Origin of the sequence: Ornithinibacillus contaminans (genome assembly GCF_001038425.2) — a bacterium.
Taxonomy (GTDB): Bacteria; Bacillota; Bacilli; order Bacillales; family Amphibacillaceae; genus Ornithinibacillus; species Ornithinibacillus contaminans.
Genome location: NZ_LDPV02000053.1, coordinates 73006 through 91847, shown reverse-complemented (window position 1 = coordinate 91847; position 18842 = coordinate 73006). Strand labels below are relative to the sequence as shown.

17 protein-coding genes are annotated in these 18842 nt (G+C 32.1%); 8 read left to right on the top strand and 9 right to left on the bottom strand.

The window, feature by feature from the left end; genetic code table 11:
* Positions 1-69: 69 nt before the first annotated feature.
* On the bottom strand, positions 70-1446 hold the full coding sequence (locus JF53_RS16240) for a polysaccharide pyruvyl transferase family protein (protein ID WP_047982608.1): 1377 nt from the start codon (positions 1444-1446) through the stop codon (positions 70-72).
* A gap of 293 nt (positions 1447-1739) precedes the next feature.
* Here JF53_RS16240 and JF53_RS16235 point away from each other — a divergent pair, with 293 nt between their 5' ends.
* Positions 1740-2789, top strand: a complete 1050-nt coding sequence (locus tag JF53_RS16235; RefSeq protein WP_047982607.1) for an LCP family protein — start codon at positions 1740-1742, stop codon at positions 2787-2789.
* Positions 2790-2832: 43 nt separating this feature from the next.
* On the opposite strand, the gene JF53_RS17610 is transcribed toward JF53_RS16235, so the two are convergent.
* From JF53_RS17610 to JF53_RS16200, 7 genes are read right to left on the bottom strand one after another with little or no spacing between them, the layout of a single operon-like run.
* On the bottom strand, positions 2833-4725 hold the full coding sequence (locus JF53_RS17610; protein ID WP_064965392.1) for a CDP-glycerol glycerophosphotransferase family protein: 1893 nt from the start codon (positions 4723-4725) through the stop codon (positions 2833-2835).
* A 13-nt stretch (positions 4726-4738) separates the two neighbouring features.
* On the bottom strand, positions 4739-5875 hold the full coding sequence (locus JF53_RS16225; protein ID WP_047982606.1) for a CDP-glycerol glycerophosphotransferase family protein: 1137 nt from the start codon (positions 5873-5875) through the stop codon (positions 4739-4741).
* Between the two features lie 3 nt (positions 5876-5878).
* Positions 5879-6904 (bottom strand): ribitol-5-phosphate dehydrogenase, encoded by a 1026-nt coding sequence (locus tag JF53_RS16220; RefSeq protein WP_047982605.1) that lies wholly within the window; start codon positions 6902-6904, stop codon positions 5879-5881.
* Positions 6901-7614, bottom strand: coding sequence for an IspD/TarI family cytidylyltransferase (locus tag JF53_RS16215; RefSeq protein ID WP_047982604.1), 714 nt, complete (start codon positions 7612-7614; stop codon positions 6901-6903). The genes JF53_RS16220 and JF53_RS16215 overlap by 4 nt, the downstream gene beginning before the upstream one ends.
* Before the next feature lie 14 nt (positions 7615-7628).
* Positions 7629-8402 carry a WecB/TagA/CpsF family glycosyltransferase gene (locus JF53_RS16210; protein ID WP_053072047.1) on the bottom strand — a complete coding sequence of 258 codons (774 nt, stop codon included), beginning with the start codon at positions 8400-8402 and terminating at the stop codon, positions 7629-7631.
* 59 nt (positions 8403-8461) lie between these two features.
* Complete coding sequence (gene tagH, locus JF53_RS16205) at positions 8462-9259, bottom strand: teichoic acids export ABC transporter ATP-binding subunit TagH (RefSeq protein ID WP_047982603.1); 798 nt, start codon at positions 9257-9259, stop codon at positions 8462-8464.
* Between the two features lie 20 nt (positions 9260-9279).
* Positions 9280-10086, bottom strand: a complete 807-nt coding sequence (locus JF53_RS16200) for an ABC transporter permease (RefSeq protein WP_047982602.1) — start codon at positions 10084-10086, stop codon at positions 9280-9282.
* 163 nt (positions 10087-10249) lie between these two features.
* On the opposite strand from JF53_RS16200, the gene tagD reads away from it, so the two are divergent.
* Positions 10250-10645 carry a glycerol-3-phosphate cytidylyltransferase gene (gene tagD / locus JF53_RS16195; RefSeq protein WP_047982601.1) on the top strand — a complete coding sequence of 132 codons (396 nt, stop codon included), beginning with the start codon at positions 10250-10252 and terminating at the stop codon, positions 10643-10645.
* Complete coding sequence (locus JF53_RS16190) at positions 10638-11807, top strand: CDP-glycerol glycerophosphotransferase family protein (protein WP_047982600.1); 1170 nt, start codon at positions 10638-10640, stop codon at positions 11805-11807. The genes tagD and JF53_RS16190 overlap by 8 nt, the downstream gene beginning before the upstream one ends.
* Positions 11808-11853: 46 nt before the next feature.
* On the opposite strand, the gene wecB is transcribed toward JF53_RS16190, so the two are convergent.
* Positions 11854-12978: a non-hydrolyzing UDP-N-acetylglucosamine 2-epimerase gene (gene wecB / locus JF53_RS16185; protein ID WP_047982599.1), complete on the bottom strand. Its 1125-nt coding sequence runs from the start codon at positions 12976-12978 to the stop codon at positions 11854-11856.
* 248 nt (positions 12979-13226) lie between these two features.
* Between wecB and JF53_RS16180 the strand changes: the two genes are divergently transcribed.
* The 5 genes from JF53_RS16180 to JF53_RS16160 all read left to right on the top strand — a co-directional run bounded on the left by JF53_RS16180 (position 13227) and on the right by JF53_RS16160 (position 18839).
* A complete protein-coding gene (locus tag JF53_RS16180; protein ID WP_047982598.1) occupies positions 13227-14207 on the top strand; it encodes an LCP family protein in 981 nt (326 codons plus the stop codon).
* Positions 14208-14365: 158 nt separating this feature from the next.
* Positions 14366-15379: an LCP family protein gene (locus JF53_RS16175; RefSeq protein ID WP_047982597.1), complete on the top strand. Its 1014-nt coding sequence runs from the start codon at positions 14366-14368 to the stop codon at positions 15377-15379.
* A 209-nt stretch (positions 15380-15588) separates the two neighbouring features.
* Entirely contained in the window at positions 15589-16740 is a 1152-nt protein-coding gene (locus JF53_RS16170; protein ID WP_047982596.1) for a glycosyltransferase family 4 protein, read from the top strand.
* Positions 16737-17057 carry a hypothetical protein gene (locus JF53_RS16165; protein WP_047982595.1) on the top strand — a complete coding sequence of 107 codons (321 nt, stop codon included), beginning with the start codon at positions 16737-16739 and terminating at the stop codon, positions 17055-17057. The genes JF53_RS16170 and JF53_RS16165 overlap by 4 nt, the downstream gene beginning before the upstream one ends.
* A gap of 18 nt (positions 17058-17075) precedes the next feature.
* A complete protein-coding gene (locus tag JF53_RS16160) occupies positions 17076-18839 on the top strand; it encodes a glycosyltransferase (protein ID WP_047982594.1) in 1764 nt (587 codons plus the stop codon).
* Positions 18840-18842 lie beyond the last annotated feature (3 nt).

Sequence of the window (18842 nt, the reverse complement as noted above, 5' to 3'; positions counted from 1 at the left end):
GGTAGTATGGTTCATTATGCTAAAAGCCATGAACTAAAAATTCATGGCTTTTATAAAGGTATTAAAGTTTTATTTAATTCTAAACATATTTGCAGTTTTTAAGGCTATTCGTACTGCCTTTCTATTTAGTATTGCTTGTTGTCTTTTTATTTTTTTATCCTTTTCCACTAGTTTCCCTTTATAATCTTTGATTTTCTCTTCATATGACTTTTCCAGCAAAGGATAATAATTTTCCCATCTATCTGCCATTTCCTCTATACTACATGCACTGACAGGCATTAAAGGTTGCTTAAGTTGAACCTCAGTTAATTGATCGTCAAGAGGAATGACGGAAGGGTTTGTATCCTTTTTATAAATATGATCTAAGTTATTCGTATTGAGAAAACTAATAAAATGGTCGAAGTTAATACTTTGCTTTCTCTCTGGAGAATGAAAATCAGATCGTTCTATCAATTCACTTAGTGAAGTTTTCTCTGATATTTCACTATGCCAAACTTGCGTTAATCCATGATATTCTGCTAATTCTCTCATTCTTGCATCCTTAGGTATTATAAGACTTGGTGTCCCTGCAATAGTGGCAGTAATATTTCCATGCAACCTAGCACCAAAACTAAGATCAGCTTGTTTTAGAAAGTCAATCCAAGTTGGTACATTTAGAAAGAATCGTACTTTATTATTCATATATGCATCATCAGACATCTTGATAGGATAATTTTCGATTGACTTATTAGATATTCCAGGTGCACCTGCATAAGTCAGTCTCATTTCTTTCAACCATTGTAGAATAAAATAATGATTGGGGAATTCCTCCATACCTCTCGAAATAAAATCTAATACATTATTTGGAGAGAGTAATGATGAGTTAACTGTTACCATGGAATCTTTGGTTATCTTAGTCTCCCGAATAGTTAAATCCCTTCCAAAGGTATACATAGATGGGCAACCAATAACAGTATGATCTATTCCTTCTCTAAAACCTAGCCTACTAAGATATTTAGCAGTTATTTCACCTCGTACCCCAATAGTAGTTGATTTTTCTAAAACAGCACTCACAAAGGCTCTTACATCATCATCAAAAGAAAATCCCTCATCTAATTGTGGTTCAAATGGCGCTCTTAGCCCAACACCAATAACCACTACTGGAATTGTTAGTTTTTGAATCAACTTGGTATATTTTCGTAATGAAGGTACAAAATCTTTTCGAAAGGCGTCAGCTAATGGAATTATATAACAATCATACTTTTCATTTATCTCTTCTGCTTTTTTAGGGTCTATCTCATAATAATCTGGTGTAATGGTAGTTCCTTCTGTCATTAAAGTGCGAAATACACTAAATTGATAGACTAAATTTCCTACATTACCTCCTATAGAGTTATTTAGGATCATAAAAGAGGGGTCAAAGGTATCCAAAGGTGACATTCCTGCTCTTATTAGTAAGTTTTTCATATGTTTAGTCCTCTCTTCCATTATTTCAATTCTTGAAAATATTTCCCTATATTATGAAGTGTTAAACAAAATATCTAAATTATATGCCACCCCATATTCTTGATTGATTCAAGATTGATTCTTTCTATACTTTTATAAGTAAATCATATATGAATGACTGAAACAATTGTAAAGACAACCAAGGAATTTAATTTCAATATAATTCTACTATTTTATGTAACCACTATAACCATTTACGAATAGAAATATTAATTGTAAACTAAAAGTAAATGGAATATTAAGGGGAATATCGTATGGAAGAAAAAGAAAATTCACGACGAGCTAAAAATAAAAGAGGAAAAAGAAAAAAAATAATTACATATCTATCAATCGTCATAAGTACAATAATTCTTGGCATTATTATTTATGGAGTCAGCATATATACAAAGGCTGAAAAAATAGTAGACAATTCCTTCGAACAAGTTGAGCGTCCTAATAACACCTCTGAATTGCGAGAGGAAGATGTAAATCCGATCGAGGATAATGTCTCCTTGCTTATTATTGGAGTGGACGACAGTGAAAAAAGAAGCTATGAGGAAAATAGTCGTTCTGACACTCTTATATTAGCTACATTTAATAAGGAACAAGGGGATATTAAATTGGTAAGTATACCTAGAGATTCCTATGTATTTGTCCCCGAAGTAAAATACTTCACTAAAATCAACCATGCCCACTTTTTTGGTGGACCTAAAGCAACAATCGAAACAGTAGAACAATTTATGAATGTCCCTATCGATTACTATGTACGAGTAAATTTTGACGCTTTTATTGAAGTAGTAGATACAATTGGAGGAATAAATTATAACGTTCCTTTTGAAATGTATGAACAAGATTCAAAAGATAGGAAAGATAAAATACATTTACTTCCCGGCTACCAAAGCTTAAATGGAGAAGAAGCATTAGCTTTAGCACGTACAAGAAAATACGATAGCGATATTGAACGGGGAATGAGACAACAAGAAATTATTAAAGCGGTCGTTAAAGAAGCTTCATCAGCATCTTCTCTATTCAAACTGGATAATCTATTAGAAGCCGTCGGAAATAATATGACTACTAATTTAACATTTGACGAATTGAAGTCTTTTGCTAGTTATGGTCTTAACAAAAACATCGCTATTAATTCCGTAAAACTAGAGGGGAGCGGTGGGTATATGGATGATGGTCTCTGGTATTATCAGGTTGATGAAGAAAGCAGAAAAAGTGTAGAGGATGAACTTAGAACTCATTTAGGTTTACCTGCCTCCGATAACTTGGAACTCTACGAGAATAGTGACTTGAGAGGTCCATATATTGAAAAAGAGTGATTCACGCGAATCACTCTTTTTCAATTCTTTATAGCCGTGACAATTATTTATCCAATGATCGTTGAAATAGATCTATCCTTGATTTTGGAGGCGTTAAGTCAGATTCAGTTACATCAATTTGGGTAGAATCTAAGCTAGGTATTATCAATTGATCTACAACATTCGCTGAGGCATGTCCCAATGTTTCTCCGAAAAAGTACTTAACGAATGGTTTAATCTTTTCTAACTGATAATTTTCACCCTTTATACGATTTATAATTTCTTCAGTTGTTCTAACTAATGGGCCAGGAATGAAATCAAAGAAATCATAATAGAAATCTCTAGACTCTATATACTCTTCAACATCATATGCAAAAAATAGCATTGGCTTATTTAACAGAGCAAATTCAAAACATACGGATGAGTAATCGGTAATTAATAAATCCGTTATTAATAATAAATCATTAATTTCTCGATAGTCACTAAAGTCATAGAAAAAGTCTGCATATTCATAAGGAATGGTAAGTTTATTATTTACAAAAGGATGAATCTTAAATAGAAAAACATATTCCTCATGAAACTCTTCATAAATTCTCTTTAGATTCAATACTTCGAATGGATAATTAGCTGATGATTGACCATTGCCCCTAAACGTTGGTGCAAATAAGATAACTTTCTTGTTTTTTATAAAAGGATATTTATTATATAACGTCTGCTGAACTTCTGATTTATAATTTTCATCGAAGAAAATATCAGATCTAGGTACACCAGTAGGAAAAACCTTATCGACTGCAATTCCAAATCCTTCTGCGTAATTTTCACGCACCCCTTCACTACTCACTGCTACCTTCGTATAATTTTTATGATTCTTAGACTTTGCTGAAGGGCTACCAGGTCTTCCCATTCGACTATATCCAAACGTTTTAAAAGCACCTGCAGCATGCCAAACTTGAATTAGGTCTGCATTTTTTCGAATTTTCAAAGGGTATACTAGCGGGTAAAAATCATCTAATAAAATGATCTTTGAAGTTGCAAACTCATATGCAATTTTCATCAAATCCATTATGTTTTTCTTGTTATTTATCCGTTCATTAAAAACAAACCTTATATCTAAGTTTAAATTCCGTTTATACAACTCTTCATATACAAAAAAGAAGTTACCGTTTAGTTCTGAGCGACTATCTGAAGCAAACGTCACTTTTCTTTTATTAATGGGCAGAACGGAAAATAAAGTATACATTACTTTAAAGAATTTTCTTTTTAGTGATCTTAAATACTTATTTTCTTTCGTATCGGTATTATCGGGTAAATCCCTAGGATCAAACTCCTGTAAAAGTGTATTTTTTAATTCAAGCGTCTTGCTAAATTTATTAAACGCTGCCAATAAATTATATTTCATCACTTTCGTAGCTGAGAAATAATTTAGCTTGGTATTTAGGATATCGTTATTCAAATATTTTCTTACATCCGACAATGAAATAAGTTTTTCATATTTGATTTGATCATTAGTTTCAAGCATCTGTTCTATTTTAATATAAACATTGTAATTTCCTTCTTTTAGAGGTTTTCCACTACTAATAACAGAAAGATTTATTGTAGCTTTATATCCTGCTAACAATGATTTATTATCACTAACAATTTCAATTCCATTTCCAAGCTCATTAAGAGCACAGTTATCCAATGGAATTTTAATAATATATTGCTCCAGAATTTCTTGGTCCTCTAATTCCATCGTATTCTCAGATTGCTCTTCTCTAATCTTTTCTACATCAATATCCGGAACTAAGTATAAAGTTTTTCGAATTCTATCTTCTTGGTATGATTCAATTCCTTCGAAGCTAGCATATCCTTCTATTTCAAGATAGGACCCATTTATCTCTAATTTAGTAACACTGCTATTGACTGTTCTATCTGCTCTAATTTTTAAGTTTTTATTATCCATTAATGTTAACAACATAATATCCCCCCTATTACTCAGATGTAAAATGCTTTACTATTTTTTCAGAAATATTTTCTAGGTTATCAAAGTTATAGTTAATCATTCTAGTTGTATTAAAATGTTCACCTTTTCTCCTTGCGCTTAACCAGTTTAATAATTCCTGTTCTGTTAATAGTATTGACCCATCTGATATTTCTCTTATGTCTTGGTAAAATCCTCTATTGTCAAGATACTCCTTATAGTCAGGCATAAAATGTGCCAAAGGTTTTTCTAATAAACCAAATTCAAACACGGCTGAAGAATAATCCGTTAAAAAAGCATCTGCAACCAGCATCCACTCATTAATAGAAAACTTATCAACTACCAATACATTCTTGCAAGCTTTAAGCCTATTTATTTCCACTACACTTGTATATGGATGTGGTTTATAGATCAGTCTTATTCCCTTTGTAATTTTACTAGACACCCTTATAATGACCTCACTAAAATTTATGGAGGTTTCCATATGTCGACCTTCTGCTCGATAAGTTGGAGCAACCAATATATTGATGGATCTATCTAATACATATTCTCTAGAAATATCCGCTCTTACTTCATTATAAATCTGCTTATTACTAAAAAAATCTACTCTTGGTATACCTAGGGCATATATTTTACTTGGTGACATGTTAAAAGCTTCTGCATAATAGTTAATAATATTAGTAGAGGAGACATATACATTTGTATAATTTGAATGAATAGGTACCAACTTTAAGTACTCTTTATCTGGTCCGAATTTGGTGTTCAAGGTACTATAACCGAATTTCTTAAAAGCACCTGCAGCATGCCAAAGCTGTATAACCTTCAAGTCAGCTCTAGGCTTTAAAAGATAGATAGGTAAATAATAATCGTCTAGGATTAAATAACTAGCATTCGATAACTCTAAAACTTCACGATAAAGTTTAAGGTTCATTTTATTTTGACTATAAACAAAATGAACCTTAGCGTTTGGAATTTGTTCCATGATTTGATCATAGATGAACTTGGGATTACCATCTAACTCATCACTTCGATATAATGCAATGACAAACTTATTGTTATCCCGCTTCAATATTAAGCTAAAAACCTTATAAGCTAAACGTAACATTAGCTTAAATATAATAATATATATTTTCTTTATTGGATTCATCGATTAAATCTTCCATCTCATTACTGTTTTACCCCAAGAACTTGATAAATCACTTTCAAACGCAACCGTAGCATCTTTTATCTTTACTACTTCATGCACTTCTCCAACTAACGTCTCTAAATAATCTATAATCTCAGGAAATTTCTTATAAATATCGATCGTATTCCTGAAATCTATTGCTCCACTACGGCTACTGCCTATGAAAGTTAAACCCTTTTCAAGCACCATTCTAGTATTCACTTCAATTGGATATTCGCTAACTCCTAACAAGCAAATCGTTCCTTCAGGATTTATATAGTCAATAATTTGTTCAATTGCATATTGACTACCTTTTCCACCTGCACATTCGATAGCATGATCAACTTGAGTATTCGCTGGTATATCATCAATTTTTATAATCTCATCTACGAAAGAGAAATGACTTAACTTATAATCCGTTTTACCGAAAACGATAACCTTACTCTGCGGGTATATTTTTTTTAATAATAAACAAGTTATATACCCTAGATTTCCATCTCCCCATACTCCAAAAGCCTCTTTTACAGGATGGGATTTCTTCTCAAAACGACTTATGGCATGAACCGTAATAGTTACCAATTCAGTAAAAGCGGCTACATCCATATTTATATTTTTAGGTAATTCCACAATCCTATCTCGCCCTAAAAATATATAATCCTGCATGAATCCATCAAAACCGCTTGACCTAAACTTACTTGATTTCAAATAATTCTCTGCAATAATCGGATTAGATTCATTGGGGATATTTGGTACCATTACTACTTTTGTCCCTACCTCCATTTCGCCGATAGGATCAAAAACAACCTCTCCTACTCCTTCATGAATCAACGCCATTGGAAGTTTTTTCTGCATTGCTTCTTTTCCTCTTGTACCCGTATAGTAACGTTGGTCCGCTGCACAGATAGACAGGTGTGTAGGTCTTACGATTATACAATCCGACATAATGGACTTATCCGTATAGGTTATTTCGAACTGTCTAGGAGAGACTAAACGATACACTTGGTTAATCATTTGTCTAGACTCCCTTTAATTATTGCATTCGCAACGTTTAAATCAAATGGAGTAGTAATTTTAATATTAAAGTTTTCTCCCCGAACCAGCTTTACTCTTTCGCCTTTAATTGCGAATATCTTACAAGCATCAGTTAATACTTCTTTCTCAGACTCTGTTAATGCATTATATAATTCCTTTAGTTTCATAATGTTAAAGGACTGCGGAGTCTGCCCCTGATACATAAAGTCTCTTCGTGGAATAGAGCTAATAAAGTTATTATCTTCTGATTCTACAATTGTATCAACTGCTTCCACAACCGTATCAACTGATCCAAATTCAAGCGCATTATTGATATTCTCTTGTATAATCCGATGCGTTAGAAACGGTCTAACGGCATCATGGGTTACAATAATATCCTCATTATTTAAATTGAAATTTGATTCAATATAATTAACAATAGACATGATCGTTTGGTTTCTATCATTTCCCCCAACGATAACAGTAATATTAGGTAAATCTAAACCAAATTTTTTCAGAATGTCTTGTGTGTGATTCAACCATTCTTTCGGTGTAGCTATAATAATTTTGTTAAAACTACTATTTAAAATAAACTTTTCAACTGTATGAACAATAATCGGTTTTTCATTTAATAATAAAAACTGCTTTGGCATTGGAACATTTCCCATTCTAGTTCCTGTTCCTCCCGCTAGAATACCTGCGTATATCATTCAATCACTCCTCATTAAAATTTTCTTAGAACAATCCTAAGCATAAACTCTATCGCTTTTAATATTCTCTTCCAACGAAATGGTTGTTTTAGTAATCTATATAGCCACTCCATGTTCAATTTTATCCAGATAGCAGGAGCTCGTTTAACTTCACCAGCTAGTACATCAAAGCTCCCACCTACTCCCATGAATACGCCTTTCGCGAATTGATGGAGGTTATCTGTTATCCAATTTTCTTGTGCAGGAGAACCTAAGGCAACCAAAATAATATCGGGTTGCAACAATTTTATCTGTTCAGCTACAATTTTATCTGCATGTGGAGAATAGCCATGCTCGGAACCTACTATATTTAGATTTGGATATCGTCTCTTTATCTCCAATACCGCTCTCTCATTCACATAATCCTTGGCACCAAATAAATAACAGGATAACTTTTGAACATTAGCAAATTCCAGTAAGTCCAACATCAAATCAAATCCTGCTATCCTTTCCTCGATTGGCCGTTTTAAAATCTTTGAAGCTAATACTACACCTGCTCCATCTGGCACAACATAGTCTGCTAATTCCACGTTACCTTTATAATTAATATCTTCCCTAGCTCTCATTACAATTTCAGGATTTGCCGTTACTATAAAACACTTTTCTTCGCTAAGTAATTGAGGATATAGATGCTCCTCTAACAAATCCTGCTTTGATAGATTAATAAAGTTAATATCCATAATGTTAACTTTATCGACCAAATCACTACTTTTAAAATCGGGCTTTTTATATTGAGTACTAATAGACATAATTTAACAACCTTTCAGTTATACTCTCATATAACTATCAGATTTTTTATTTTTTATTTTTAATTTCCTACAATTTCGTGCTGCCTAAGTACCATTTCCTTATATTGCTTCTTTTCTTTACCGGTCATTTGCTTGTATTCCTTTATAAATTCCTCATATTGCGGAATAATTTCTTGTTTAGGTCCATAAGCCTTTACCTTCCCATACTCTAGCCAAAGTATCTTATCAGCAAATTTCTTCATTTGTGCAATAGAATGACTGACAAAGATAATCGTCTTCCCTTTTTGCTTAAAATTCTCCATCTTTTTAAAACATTTCTCTGCAAAAGCTTTGTCCCCAACTGATAAAGCTTCATCAATCACGATAATATCTGGGTCAATGGAGGCTGAGATTGCGAATCCTAATCTAGATTTCATCCCACTTGAGTAAGACTTTACAGGCTGATCAATAAACTTACCTAATTCAGCAAACTCAATTATTTCAGGCTCTAATCTCAAAATCTCTCTTTTGCTAAAACCTAACATTAAACATTTAAGTTCAATGTTTTCTCTACCTGTTAAATCTTCTTTTAATCCTGAAGCTATTGCTATTAAAGCAACCTCACCATTTACAAGGACTGTTCCAGTTGTCTCAGGAAGTATTCCGGCAATAATGTTAGATAGGGTTGATTTACCAGCACCATTTATACCAACAAATCCAACCACATCTCCTTTCCCGGCTTCAAAGTTTACTCCCTTCAACGCATAAAAATCCTCACCATATTCTTTTGGAAACAAAATATCTTTAAGTTTATCTGATGTTTTATTATATAATTTATGCTTTTTGGTCACATTAGAAATTATTATTGATTTTTCCATAGTAAATCCCTTCTACTGTCTTATATAAAATCTATAAATCTTCTTCTAAACTTAACATGTAAGGAGGAACCTATTAATAACAGGACTAGAATGATCCCCACAAAATACAATGTATATTCCCAATGGTTAATGAAATACCATTCTTTCCCTAATAAGGCATAGCGGTATCCCTCAACTAGATAATACAAAGGATTTAACTTAAAAATTATTTGTATCCACTCTGGTAAATTATTTGTTGCCCATAATATAGGAGTCATATATAGTAGCATACGCAGTATTGCTTGCAATAGCATTTGCAAGTCTCGAATAAATGTATTAAGAGTTGATGTAATTAATGATAGAGAGAATATAAACATATATGCACCAAATATATACAATGGTAATTGTAAATAATATACATTAACAGGATAACCTGTAAGATTCAATAGCAACATGGTCAATACAAGCAATCCAATATGCGAGTAAAATTTCGAGAAAATAACTATATTGGGAATGAGACTCATGGGAAAATTCATTTTAGAAAGCATTTTAACTCGTTGATAGATCGACTTTGATCCTTCAATGATTGATGGGTTAAAGAAAAACCATATAACTATACCTGCTAACATCCATTGAAAAAAAGGATCCCCATCAATAGGTTCTCTCTCCCTAATTCCAAAGCCAAAAATAAACCAATATATTGCTATCTGTATAGATGGATTTATTAATTCCCAGGCTAGCCCAAGATTATTATTTTTGTTCGATATTTTAATTTCGTATAACGCTAGTCTTCTTAATAAGTAAAAATACTTAATCTGTTCTGAAAGTACTTTAGTAACGGATTTCATAAATATCCTTTCTTTTTTGGGAAATAAGTTTCCAAGTAATTATACGATAAATTTTTTATGTTTATTTTATTGTAAACCTAATGTAAATTTATTGTAAAGTTGTGCTAATATAATTATATATTAAAATTAGGGAAATGCCATTATTAAGGGGAGGTAAGTTTAAATGAAGAAAGTAATCACATACGGAACATTTGACTTAATTCATAATGGCCACATTAATATACTTCGACGCGCTAAGGAAATGGGTGATTATTTAATTGTTGCACTTTCTACAGACGAATTTAACAAGGTAAAAAATAAGAAAGCATACTATAGTTTTGAAGATAGGAAAGGTATTCTAGAAGCAATTAAATTTGTTGATTTAGTGATTCCGGAAACTAGTTGGGATCAAAAAATAGAAGATGTAAAAAAGTATGATATTGATGTTTTTGTAATGGGCGATGATTGGAAAGGAAAATTTGATTATCTGAAGGAATATTGCGTGGTTAACTATTTACCTAGAACTGTAGGTATATCCACTACTAAAATTAAAAAAGACTTCTCTAAAAGTAATGGTTAGAGAATTAATTATCTTTATATATTTACTTCTTTTTAAAATCGCCTTCAACTTTTTTAAAGTGTTTCCATTACAAATAAAAACCGTTTGTGTTGCATCATTTGGAGACAATATCGATTACACCACTGCAGCTCTTAAAACTCTTTCAGATGAAGAAATTATTGTATTGCAAGAACCGTCATGTCACTACCCCTTCAATACAAATACTTCTCAAGTAATTCCTTTTACTATAGGCAAACCGTTTTCTTTCTTAAAGTCCATCTACCACTTAGCTACTGCAACAACTATTTTGGTAGATAATTATTTCGCTTTTTTATCTGTTACAAAATTTCGTGAAGACTCAACCTGTATTCAATTATGGCATGCCGCTGGTGCTATTAAGAAGTTTGGACTACAGCAACCATCCACTAATGACAGAGGCAGTATTTCACGAAAACGCTTTGTAAAAGTCTATAACCGTTTCGACTATACAATTGTAGGTTCAGAAACAATGGCTGCTATTTTCCAAAAAAGCTTTGGTTTACCTGATTCTAGGATTAAACGCACCGGAATTCCAAGAAGCGATTTCTTCTTTAAGAGTACCGAAACTGATAACGTATTGAAGAAACTATTGCACCGTTACCCAATTATAAAACAAAAAAAAGTAATCCTATATGCTCCAACATTTAGGTTACAAGAATTGAATGAATTTCAACTGGCAATAGATATAGAGCAGTTATATAATTCGTTATCAACTGATTATGTCCTTTTCCTTAAACTTCACCCTGCTGTAACATCGAATCTAACAATTCTTTATAAGAATTTTCTGTACGATGTATCGGATTATTACGACATTAATCATTTACTACTTTGCACGGATTTATTAATTACCGATTATTCTTCCATTCCATTTGAATTTTCCTTGTTAGAACGACCAATGATCTTTTATGCGTATGATAAAGAAGCATACGAAGGAGAAAATGGACTGATTTCAAATTATCAAAATCGAATGCCTGGCCAGGTCGTAAGCACCACTGAGGAAATAATTGAAATTATTAAAAGCAATAATTATGAAACAGATAGGATAAGAGCATTCTCAGAAGAATGGAATTTATATTCAAAGGGGCATTCGAGTTTGAATGTTGCACGATTAATTATTGATTCTCGAAGTGTTGATACTGCATAACCCAAGTAAAAAGGAAAATCCCAGAGATTTTCCTTTTTACGTTTATTTATTTATTTATCTTTCCAAAAAAATCATTAATTGCATCTGCAATTCTTTCTGAAGCATGACCATCTCCATAAGGATTAGATGCGTTAGACATTTTTTCGTATGCTTGCTCATCAGTTAGTAATTCATTAGCTAAATTAAAGATTGTATCCTCTTCAGTACCTGCTAATTTCAATGTTCCCGCTTCGATACCTTCCGGACGTTCTGTTGTATCACGAAGTACTAATACCGGTACACCTAGAGATGGCGCTTCTTCTTGAACTCCACCTGAATCAGTTAGGATTAAATGCGCTCGTGAAGCGAAGTTATGAAAGTCTACTACTCCTAATGGTTCAATTAATTTAATGCGATCATCATTACCCAAGATTTCATTAGCTGTTTCCTGCACCACCGGATTTAGATGAACCGGGTAAATAACTTGAATGTCATCATGCTTTTCGACTAATCGTTTGATGGCTCTAAACATTTGCTTCATATTGCTCCCTAAGTTCTCTCTTCTATGGGCAGTCATAAGAACCAATCGTTTATCTCCTAATTCATCTAGTATTGGATTAGAATACGAATCGCTAATTGTCGTCTTTAGTGCATCGATAGCCGTATTCCCTGTGACATAGATTCGTTCTTCTGGTTTGTTTTCATTAAGAAGATTTTGTTTAGACTTTTCAGTTGGTGCAAAGTGTAGGTCCGCCATTACGCCTGTTAGCTGACGATTCATTTCTTCTGGATATGGTGAGTATTTATTCCAAGTACGCAGACCCGCCTCAACATGTCCGACTGCAATTTGATTGTAGAAAGCTGCCAGAGACGCAGCAAAAGTAGTAGAGGTATCACCGTGAACTAATACAATGTCGGGTTGAGTCTTTTTCATCACCTCATCTAGGCCTTCTAATGCTCTTGTTGTGATTTGTGCTAATGACTGTTGTTTTTTCATTATATTTAAATCATAATCTGGAGTTACTTCAAAAATCTCAAGTACTTGATCCAGCATTTCACGGTGCTGAGCAGTGACAGTAACGATTGATTCGAACTCGTCCGATCTTTTCTGTAATTCTAATACAAGTGGAGCCATTTTTATCGCTTCAGGTCTTGTACCAAAGATTGTCATAACTTTTATAGGCTTTTTCATATATATGATCCTCCTAATGTCTACTTATTTTTGTATTGTCCTATTTCTTTTCTATGTAATTACATTTCATCATTCGACATTATAACATATATCATATCATTTATTTTAAGAAATATGTTCATTACTGATTATTAGTATTTTTTAAAACTAAAATTTTATAAGAAAACGATTTATAACTTGTAAAAGGAATTAAGATTATAAAAAAGGTCATAATGAACAATACAATGAATTTTAGAAGGAGAAATTAGATGCCTTTTAAGCGAAAGACACCTCAGGAACTTACGAGGAAAAAAAGAATTATTTTTACAATTATATCTATTCTCATGTTAATAACTATTAGTGTCGGTGGATATGCTTTATACCTATATGATAAAGCACATGATTCCATCAATAATGCCTACGAAGAAGTTAAAAGAGAAAACGAACGTTCATCATTGCGTGAAGATATGGTAAATCCTATAAAAGATAATGTTTCAATATTAATTATTGGAGTCGATGACAGTGAAGACCGTAATTATAATGAGCAAAGTCGGTCAGATGCTTTAATATTAGGCACTTTTAATAAAAAAGATAATAGCATTAAATTGTTGAGTATTCCTCGAGATTCCTATGTGTATGTACCAGAATTAGGCTACAATACTAAGATTAACCACGCGCACTTTTATGGCGGTCCAAAAGCTACGATTGAAACAGTCGAGCAATTTTTACATGTCCCAGTAGATTATTATATAAGATTTAATTTTGAGGCTTTTATTGAAGTTGTAGATTCTTTAGGTGGTATTCGTTTTGATGTTCCCTATGAGATTTATGAACCTGACTCGCATGACAATAAAAACGCCATACACTTATTGCCAGGTTATCAAGTGTTAAACGGAGAACAGGCATTAGCACTAGCAAGATCAAGAAAATATGATAGTGATGTTGCACGTGGAAAGCGACAGCAAGAAATTGTAAGAACTATAATCAAAAAAGCTACATCAGCTTCTTCCGTTCTAAAACTTGGGGACCTCATTGAAGCAATTGGCAATAACATGAAAACTAATTTAAATTTTGAAGAAATGAAATCATTAACATCTTATGGCTTAACCAAAGATCCAACCATCACCACGATTAATCTTGATGGTTCCGGTGGCTACTTAAGTGATGGCCTTTGGTACTTTCAAGTTGATGAAGGAAGTAGGAAGACAACTGAAATAGAGCTTCGTTCTCATTTAGGCGTAAACAACTAGTGAAAGATATACATTTTTCATTAGTTGTTTTTCCACTTTTTTACCTATATAATGTAACAAATTTATAATAGTAAACGTCTAATTATTATGTTATGCTATAATTTGTTCAAGAATTATTAACTAGGTAAATAGATTCATTGACTAGAAGGAGTTTTATTATGGGTCGAATAGAATATAGAGCGGAAAGAAAAAAAGTGAAAAAGAAAAGACGATTACGAACCTCTTTTATAGTTGTCTTAATTATATTTTTATCAGTTTTAGGATTCGGTGTTTATCTAACCATGCAGACTTATCAAGCTGCAAGTGATTCATATAATGATTTAGGCGGAAGAGAAAAATCTAATCTACGTGATCAGGCGGTTTCCATAAGTGATGATCCGGTCTCCATTTTACTAATGGGAGTTGAAGATTACTCATCTGGTGGTGAAAATGGTCGTACAGATACCTTAATGGTAGCAACATTTAATCCTAAAGATGAAAAACTAAAACTTTTAAGCATCCCCCGTGATACCTTAGTTGATATAGCAGGTAGAGGAACACAAGACAAGATTACACATGCACATGTGTATGGCGGGAAACAAATGACGATTGAAACTGTTGAGAACTTTTTAGGTATTCCAATTGATTACTATGCTGCTGTAAACTTTGAAACATTCAAAAATATTGTTGACATATTAGGTGGGATTACCGTCAATGTCCCATTTGATTTTTACCAAAATAGTGATGATCGCGTCGCTGAAAAACTACAATTCTATGAAGGTGAAATGGAACTAGATGGTAGATATGCATTAGCGTATGCTCGTATGAGAAAACAAGATCCTCGTGGGGACATCGGAAGAAATGAAAGACAACAAGAAGTTGTCTCTGCAATTATTAAAGAATCGTTATCATTAGGTACAATAACTAAGATAGACGATTTAGCAAAAGAGTTTGGTAAAAATGTAGAAACGAATATGAAGGTAAGCGAAGGACTATCTTTCCTTAAAGAGTATTCTGATTTCCGAACTAGTAATATTGATAAACTAACACTTGAAACATATGGGGATATGATTAATGGGGTAAGCTACCAGATTGCGGACGAGGAGTCTCTTGATGAAGTACAAAGAGAATTAGAAGCACATTTAGAAATTGATCCAATCGAAACAAACAGTACAACTTTTTCAAACAATTAAAATAAGCATTTCATTCGGGATTATTCAAACGAATGAAATGCTTTTATGTTTTTGTCATTTTTTACACTTTAAAATAAAATTTTGCAGGTAAATCGGATATACTGTATAGAATCAATACTTTAATTTCGACATATAAAATGGTATCATTAAAGTATATGTGAGGAATGGAACATTTTTATATTATTATAGTAAGTGGAGGAACAACAACTATGACCTTTAGTGAAAAATATTTAATCTTAACCAACGCTTATCCTTCTGAAGATCAATTATATAGAAACGGATTTATCCATAGAAGAGTAAAATCATACGAAGAATATAACGCTGATATGGAAGTTTTTGTCTTAAGCCCTGTATATCCTACTGAAGAGTCCTATGTATTTGATGATGTAAAAGTAACAAGAGGAAACAAGGAGCACTTCTACAATTATCTTATCAAAAATGATTATGCGAAAATTTTAATACACTTTGTGTCACCTGACATGATTGAAACAATAAAAAATGTAAAACCAAAAATTCCGTTAATTATTTGGATTCATGGTTTTGAAGCAGAAGCTTGGCATCGTCGTTGGTTTAATTATCTAGAAAGTCGTGAACAATTAGTAAGGATATTGGAAATGTCTAAAAATTATTATGCAACACAAATGAAGTTAATGAATTATTTATACGAGACTGACGAACTAGATATTAAATTTATCCATGTGTCCAAGTGGTTTAAAGAACATATTGCCGAAGTAGATGCAAGATCCTATTCAAAAAATGCTTATATAATACCCAATCTTATTGATGAAGATTTCTTTAATTATCAAGAAAAAAGTCCTAATCATCGACTTAAAATTTTATCAATACGTCCCTATGCATCAAAAAAATATGCTAATGATCAGTCAGTGGAGGCAGTTTTAGAACTTGCAAATCGTCCCTATTTTAAAAGACTACATTTTGCATTTTATGGAGATGGCAAATTATTCAACGAAACACTTGCGCCATTGCGTAATTTCAGTAATGTTGAAATCCATAAAGGATTTTTAAAACAAGATGAGATAGCGAATCTCCATAAAGAGTACGGGGTGTTTTTATGTCCAACGAGACTCGATTCACAAGGAGTGTCTATGTGTGAATCTATGTCAAGCGGATTAGTTCCACTTGCAACTAATGTTACTGCTATTCCTGAGTTTGTTGAGCACAGATATTCAGGCTTGTTGTCACTTCCTGAAAATCCAATTGATATTGCAAACAATATTGAGGCACTATATTTTAATGAGGAATTATTTTTAAATCTATCTAAGAACGCAGCTACATCCATAAGAGAGAAATGTAGTAAAGGTAAGGTTATTACTAAAGAGATGGAGTTGATTCTAAGTTGAAACCTGAAATAAATCACAAGATAAATTCTATAGATGATACTGAAATTTATTGGAAAAAAATGTATGATGAGTTAGAAGCTCAAATGTATAATATGATGGAAATGACAGTAGAACTAATAGATAGTGAAGTAAACAAGTGGCCATCTAAAAATGCTGAACCCAACTTTAATAATTTTAATGTTCCACACAATTCCCGAAAAGAGTTTAGACGATTACAACTATTTGAACATCGAATAAAAGTTACTTGGCTTGGAAAATTAACTCTAGCTTATATTGCTCTAAAGAGAAGAATAAGGGCAATTGTTAAGGGAAAATAATAATTTGGAAGTGATCTTATGCGTAAAAAAATAAATATTTTGTTACATGGATTTATTAACTTAAATGTAATGGATGGGTCTGCTGTTTTTTTAGTTGGTATGGCAAAAATGCTTTCACTAAATCCTGATATTAGAATAGATTTAGTTTTAGCTACTCCAATAAATAGAGATATTCTTCTAAAGGATTTATATAACGTTGAAAATATTAACATTATATCACCATTCGATGACAATTCTTTAATTTCTTCAAATCCCAAGTGGTATAGGAATAAGCGTCTTACTCACAATGAGGCAGCAAATATTATAGGTTATTATTGGAGTAAAAAAGAATATGATTGGTTAATTATAAGAGGTATGGAAGTTGTAGATAAACTTCTTGATATTCAAGATTCAAACATTTCGAACAAACTAATGACATATGTAACTGGTATAACAAACAACAACCAAGATTTTAGTCCTGCAGAAATTTCTCATATTAATAAAGTTTTTACTAATAGTAAGTATTTACTATGTCAGACAAATGAGATGAGAGATTTTCTTCATAATAAATTTTACTCTACCTTAAATCACACTGAGATAATAACACTAAATCCTATGATACCCGATACTACATCTGAGTTAAGTTCAGTTCTACAGAAAAAGGAAGTATATAATAAATTTTGTTATGTTGGAAAATTTCATAAGGATTGGAATTCTATACCGATGATTGTAGGATTCAGAGAGGTCCTTGAGAAAAACCCAAACGCATATTTATCTATAGCTGGTGATAAATTTAGTAACCATATAGAAATTCCACACTACAATGAAGACCTTAAATATCTATTAGAAAATACCGAGAACCTTTTTTGGTATGGAGCATTGTCTAGAGAAGATGCAAGAAGTTTAATTATAAATAATGATGTTGGTATTTCTTGGCGAGATAAAAGTATGGATGAGAGTTTAGAACTTTCTACAAAATTATTAGAGTATGGTAGTTTTGGTAAACCAGTATTTATGAATAAAACTCCTATGCACGTTAGTATTTTTGGAGAAGACTATCCATTATATACAAATACTCTCTCAGAATTCGTGGACAAGATTAATTTAGTAATCAGTAGTCCAGAAATATATTACATAGCAGCAGAGAGAATGTTTGAAGTTAGTAAAAAATTCACATATAGTGAAACTTTAAAAAAATTGACTCCGTATTTATATAAGACTGGATTAAATAATTTTCTTACTTCGAATGAATTTGTTATTCCAAAAAACTTCGAGCAATATAATTTCAATAAACCCCAGTCAATTACAAAAAGTAACAGTGAGGATAAATATTATATTTTTTCATTAGTTCTAGAAGACGGTAAATCCGTTATTGATTATGTTAATTCATGCAGTAATATTGGTATTATTTACAACATATACACAGAGAACAGTAATGTTTATACTATTATCAAAAGGACGGATGAGCCCGTCGAAAAGAACTTATTAAGCAACTTCGAGAACAAGTTATTGAAAGAACTTTTAGACAGATTATTACTTCTGATAAACTATAATCAGCAAAATGAATCTTTCATTAAAAACCTCTCTCTTAAAGGTAGAACACAATTTGAAAATCAACATAATGAAGACGTCGGATCACAGTTTTGGAAAAACGATACATCTAGAGCAAATATAAAGAGTTTAAATAGAAGAATAAGGGAACTAGAGATAATAGAAAGAAAATACAATGCAATTAGGGATTCTAAATTGGGCAAACTTACGATAGCCTATTGGAATGCTAGAAAGAAATTCAATAAAAAGTAGTAA

Coding starts and splice junctions, on each gene's coding strand:
- JF53_RS16235 (WP_047982607.1), top strand. CDS start 1,740: ATGGAAGAAAAAGAAAATTCACGACGAGCTAAAAATAAAAGAGGAAAA.
- JF53_RS17610 (WP_064965392.1), bottom strand. CDS start 4,725: ATGTTGTTAACATTAATGGATAATAAAAACTTAAAAATTAGAGCAGAT.
- JF53_RS16225 (WP_047982606.1), bottom strand. CDS start 5,875: ATGAATCCAATAAAGAAAATATATATTATTATATTTAAGCTAATGTTA.
- JF53_RS16170 (WP_047982596.1), top strand. CDS start 15,589: ATGACCTTTAGTGAAAAATATTTAATCTTAACCAACGCTTATCCTTCT.
- JF53_RS16210 (WP_053072047.1), bottom strand. CDS start 8,402: ATGTCTATTAGTACTCAATATAAAAAGCCCGATTTTAAAAGTAGTGAT.
- JF53_RS16240 (WP_047982608.1), bottom strand. CDS start 1,446: ATGAAAAACTTACTAATAAGAGCAGGAATGTCACCTTTGGATACCTTT.
- JF53_RS16220 (WP_047982605.1), bottom strand. CDS start 6,904: ATGATTAACCAAGTGTATCGTTTAGTCTCTCCTAGACAGTTCGAAATA.
- JF53_RS16175 (WP_047982597.1), top strand. CDS start 14,366: ATGGGTCGAATAGAATATAGAGCGGAAAGAAAAAAAGTGAAAAAGAAA.
- tagD (WP_047982601.1), top strand. CDS start 10,250: ATGAAGAAAGTAATCACATACGGAACATTTGACTTAATTCATAATGGC.
- JF53_RS16180 (WP_047982598.1), top strand. CDS start 13,227: ATGCCTTTTAAGCGAAAGACACCTCAGGAACTTACGAGGAAAAAAAGA.
- JF53_RS16215 (WP_047982604.1), bottom strand. CDS start 7,614: ATGATATACGCAGGTATTCTAGCGGGAGGAACAGGAACTAGAATGGGA.
- JF53_RS16160 (WP_047982594.1), top strand. CDS start 17,076: ATGCGTAAAAAAATAAATATTTTGTTACATGGATTTATTAACTTAAAT.
- JF53_RS16200 (WP_047982602.1), bottom strand. CDS start 10,086: ATGAAATCCGTTACTAAAGTACTTTCAGAACAGATTAAGTATTTTTAC.
- tagH (WP_047982603.1), bottom strand. CDS start 9,259: ATGGAAAAATCAATAATAATTTCTAATGTGACCAAAAAGCATAAATTA.
- wecB (WP_047982599.1), bottom strand. CDS start 12,978: ATGAAAAAGCCTATAAAAGTTATGACAATCTTTGGTACAAGACCTGAA.
- JF53_RS16190 (WP_047982600.1), top strand. CDS start 10,638: ATGGTTAGAGAATTAATTATCTTTATATATTTACTTCTTTTTAAAATC.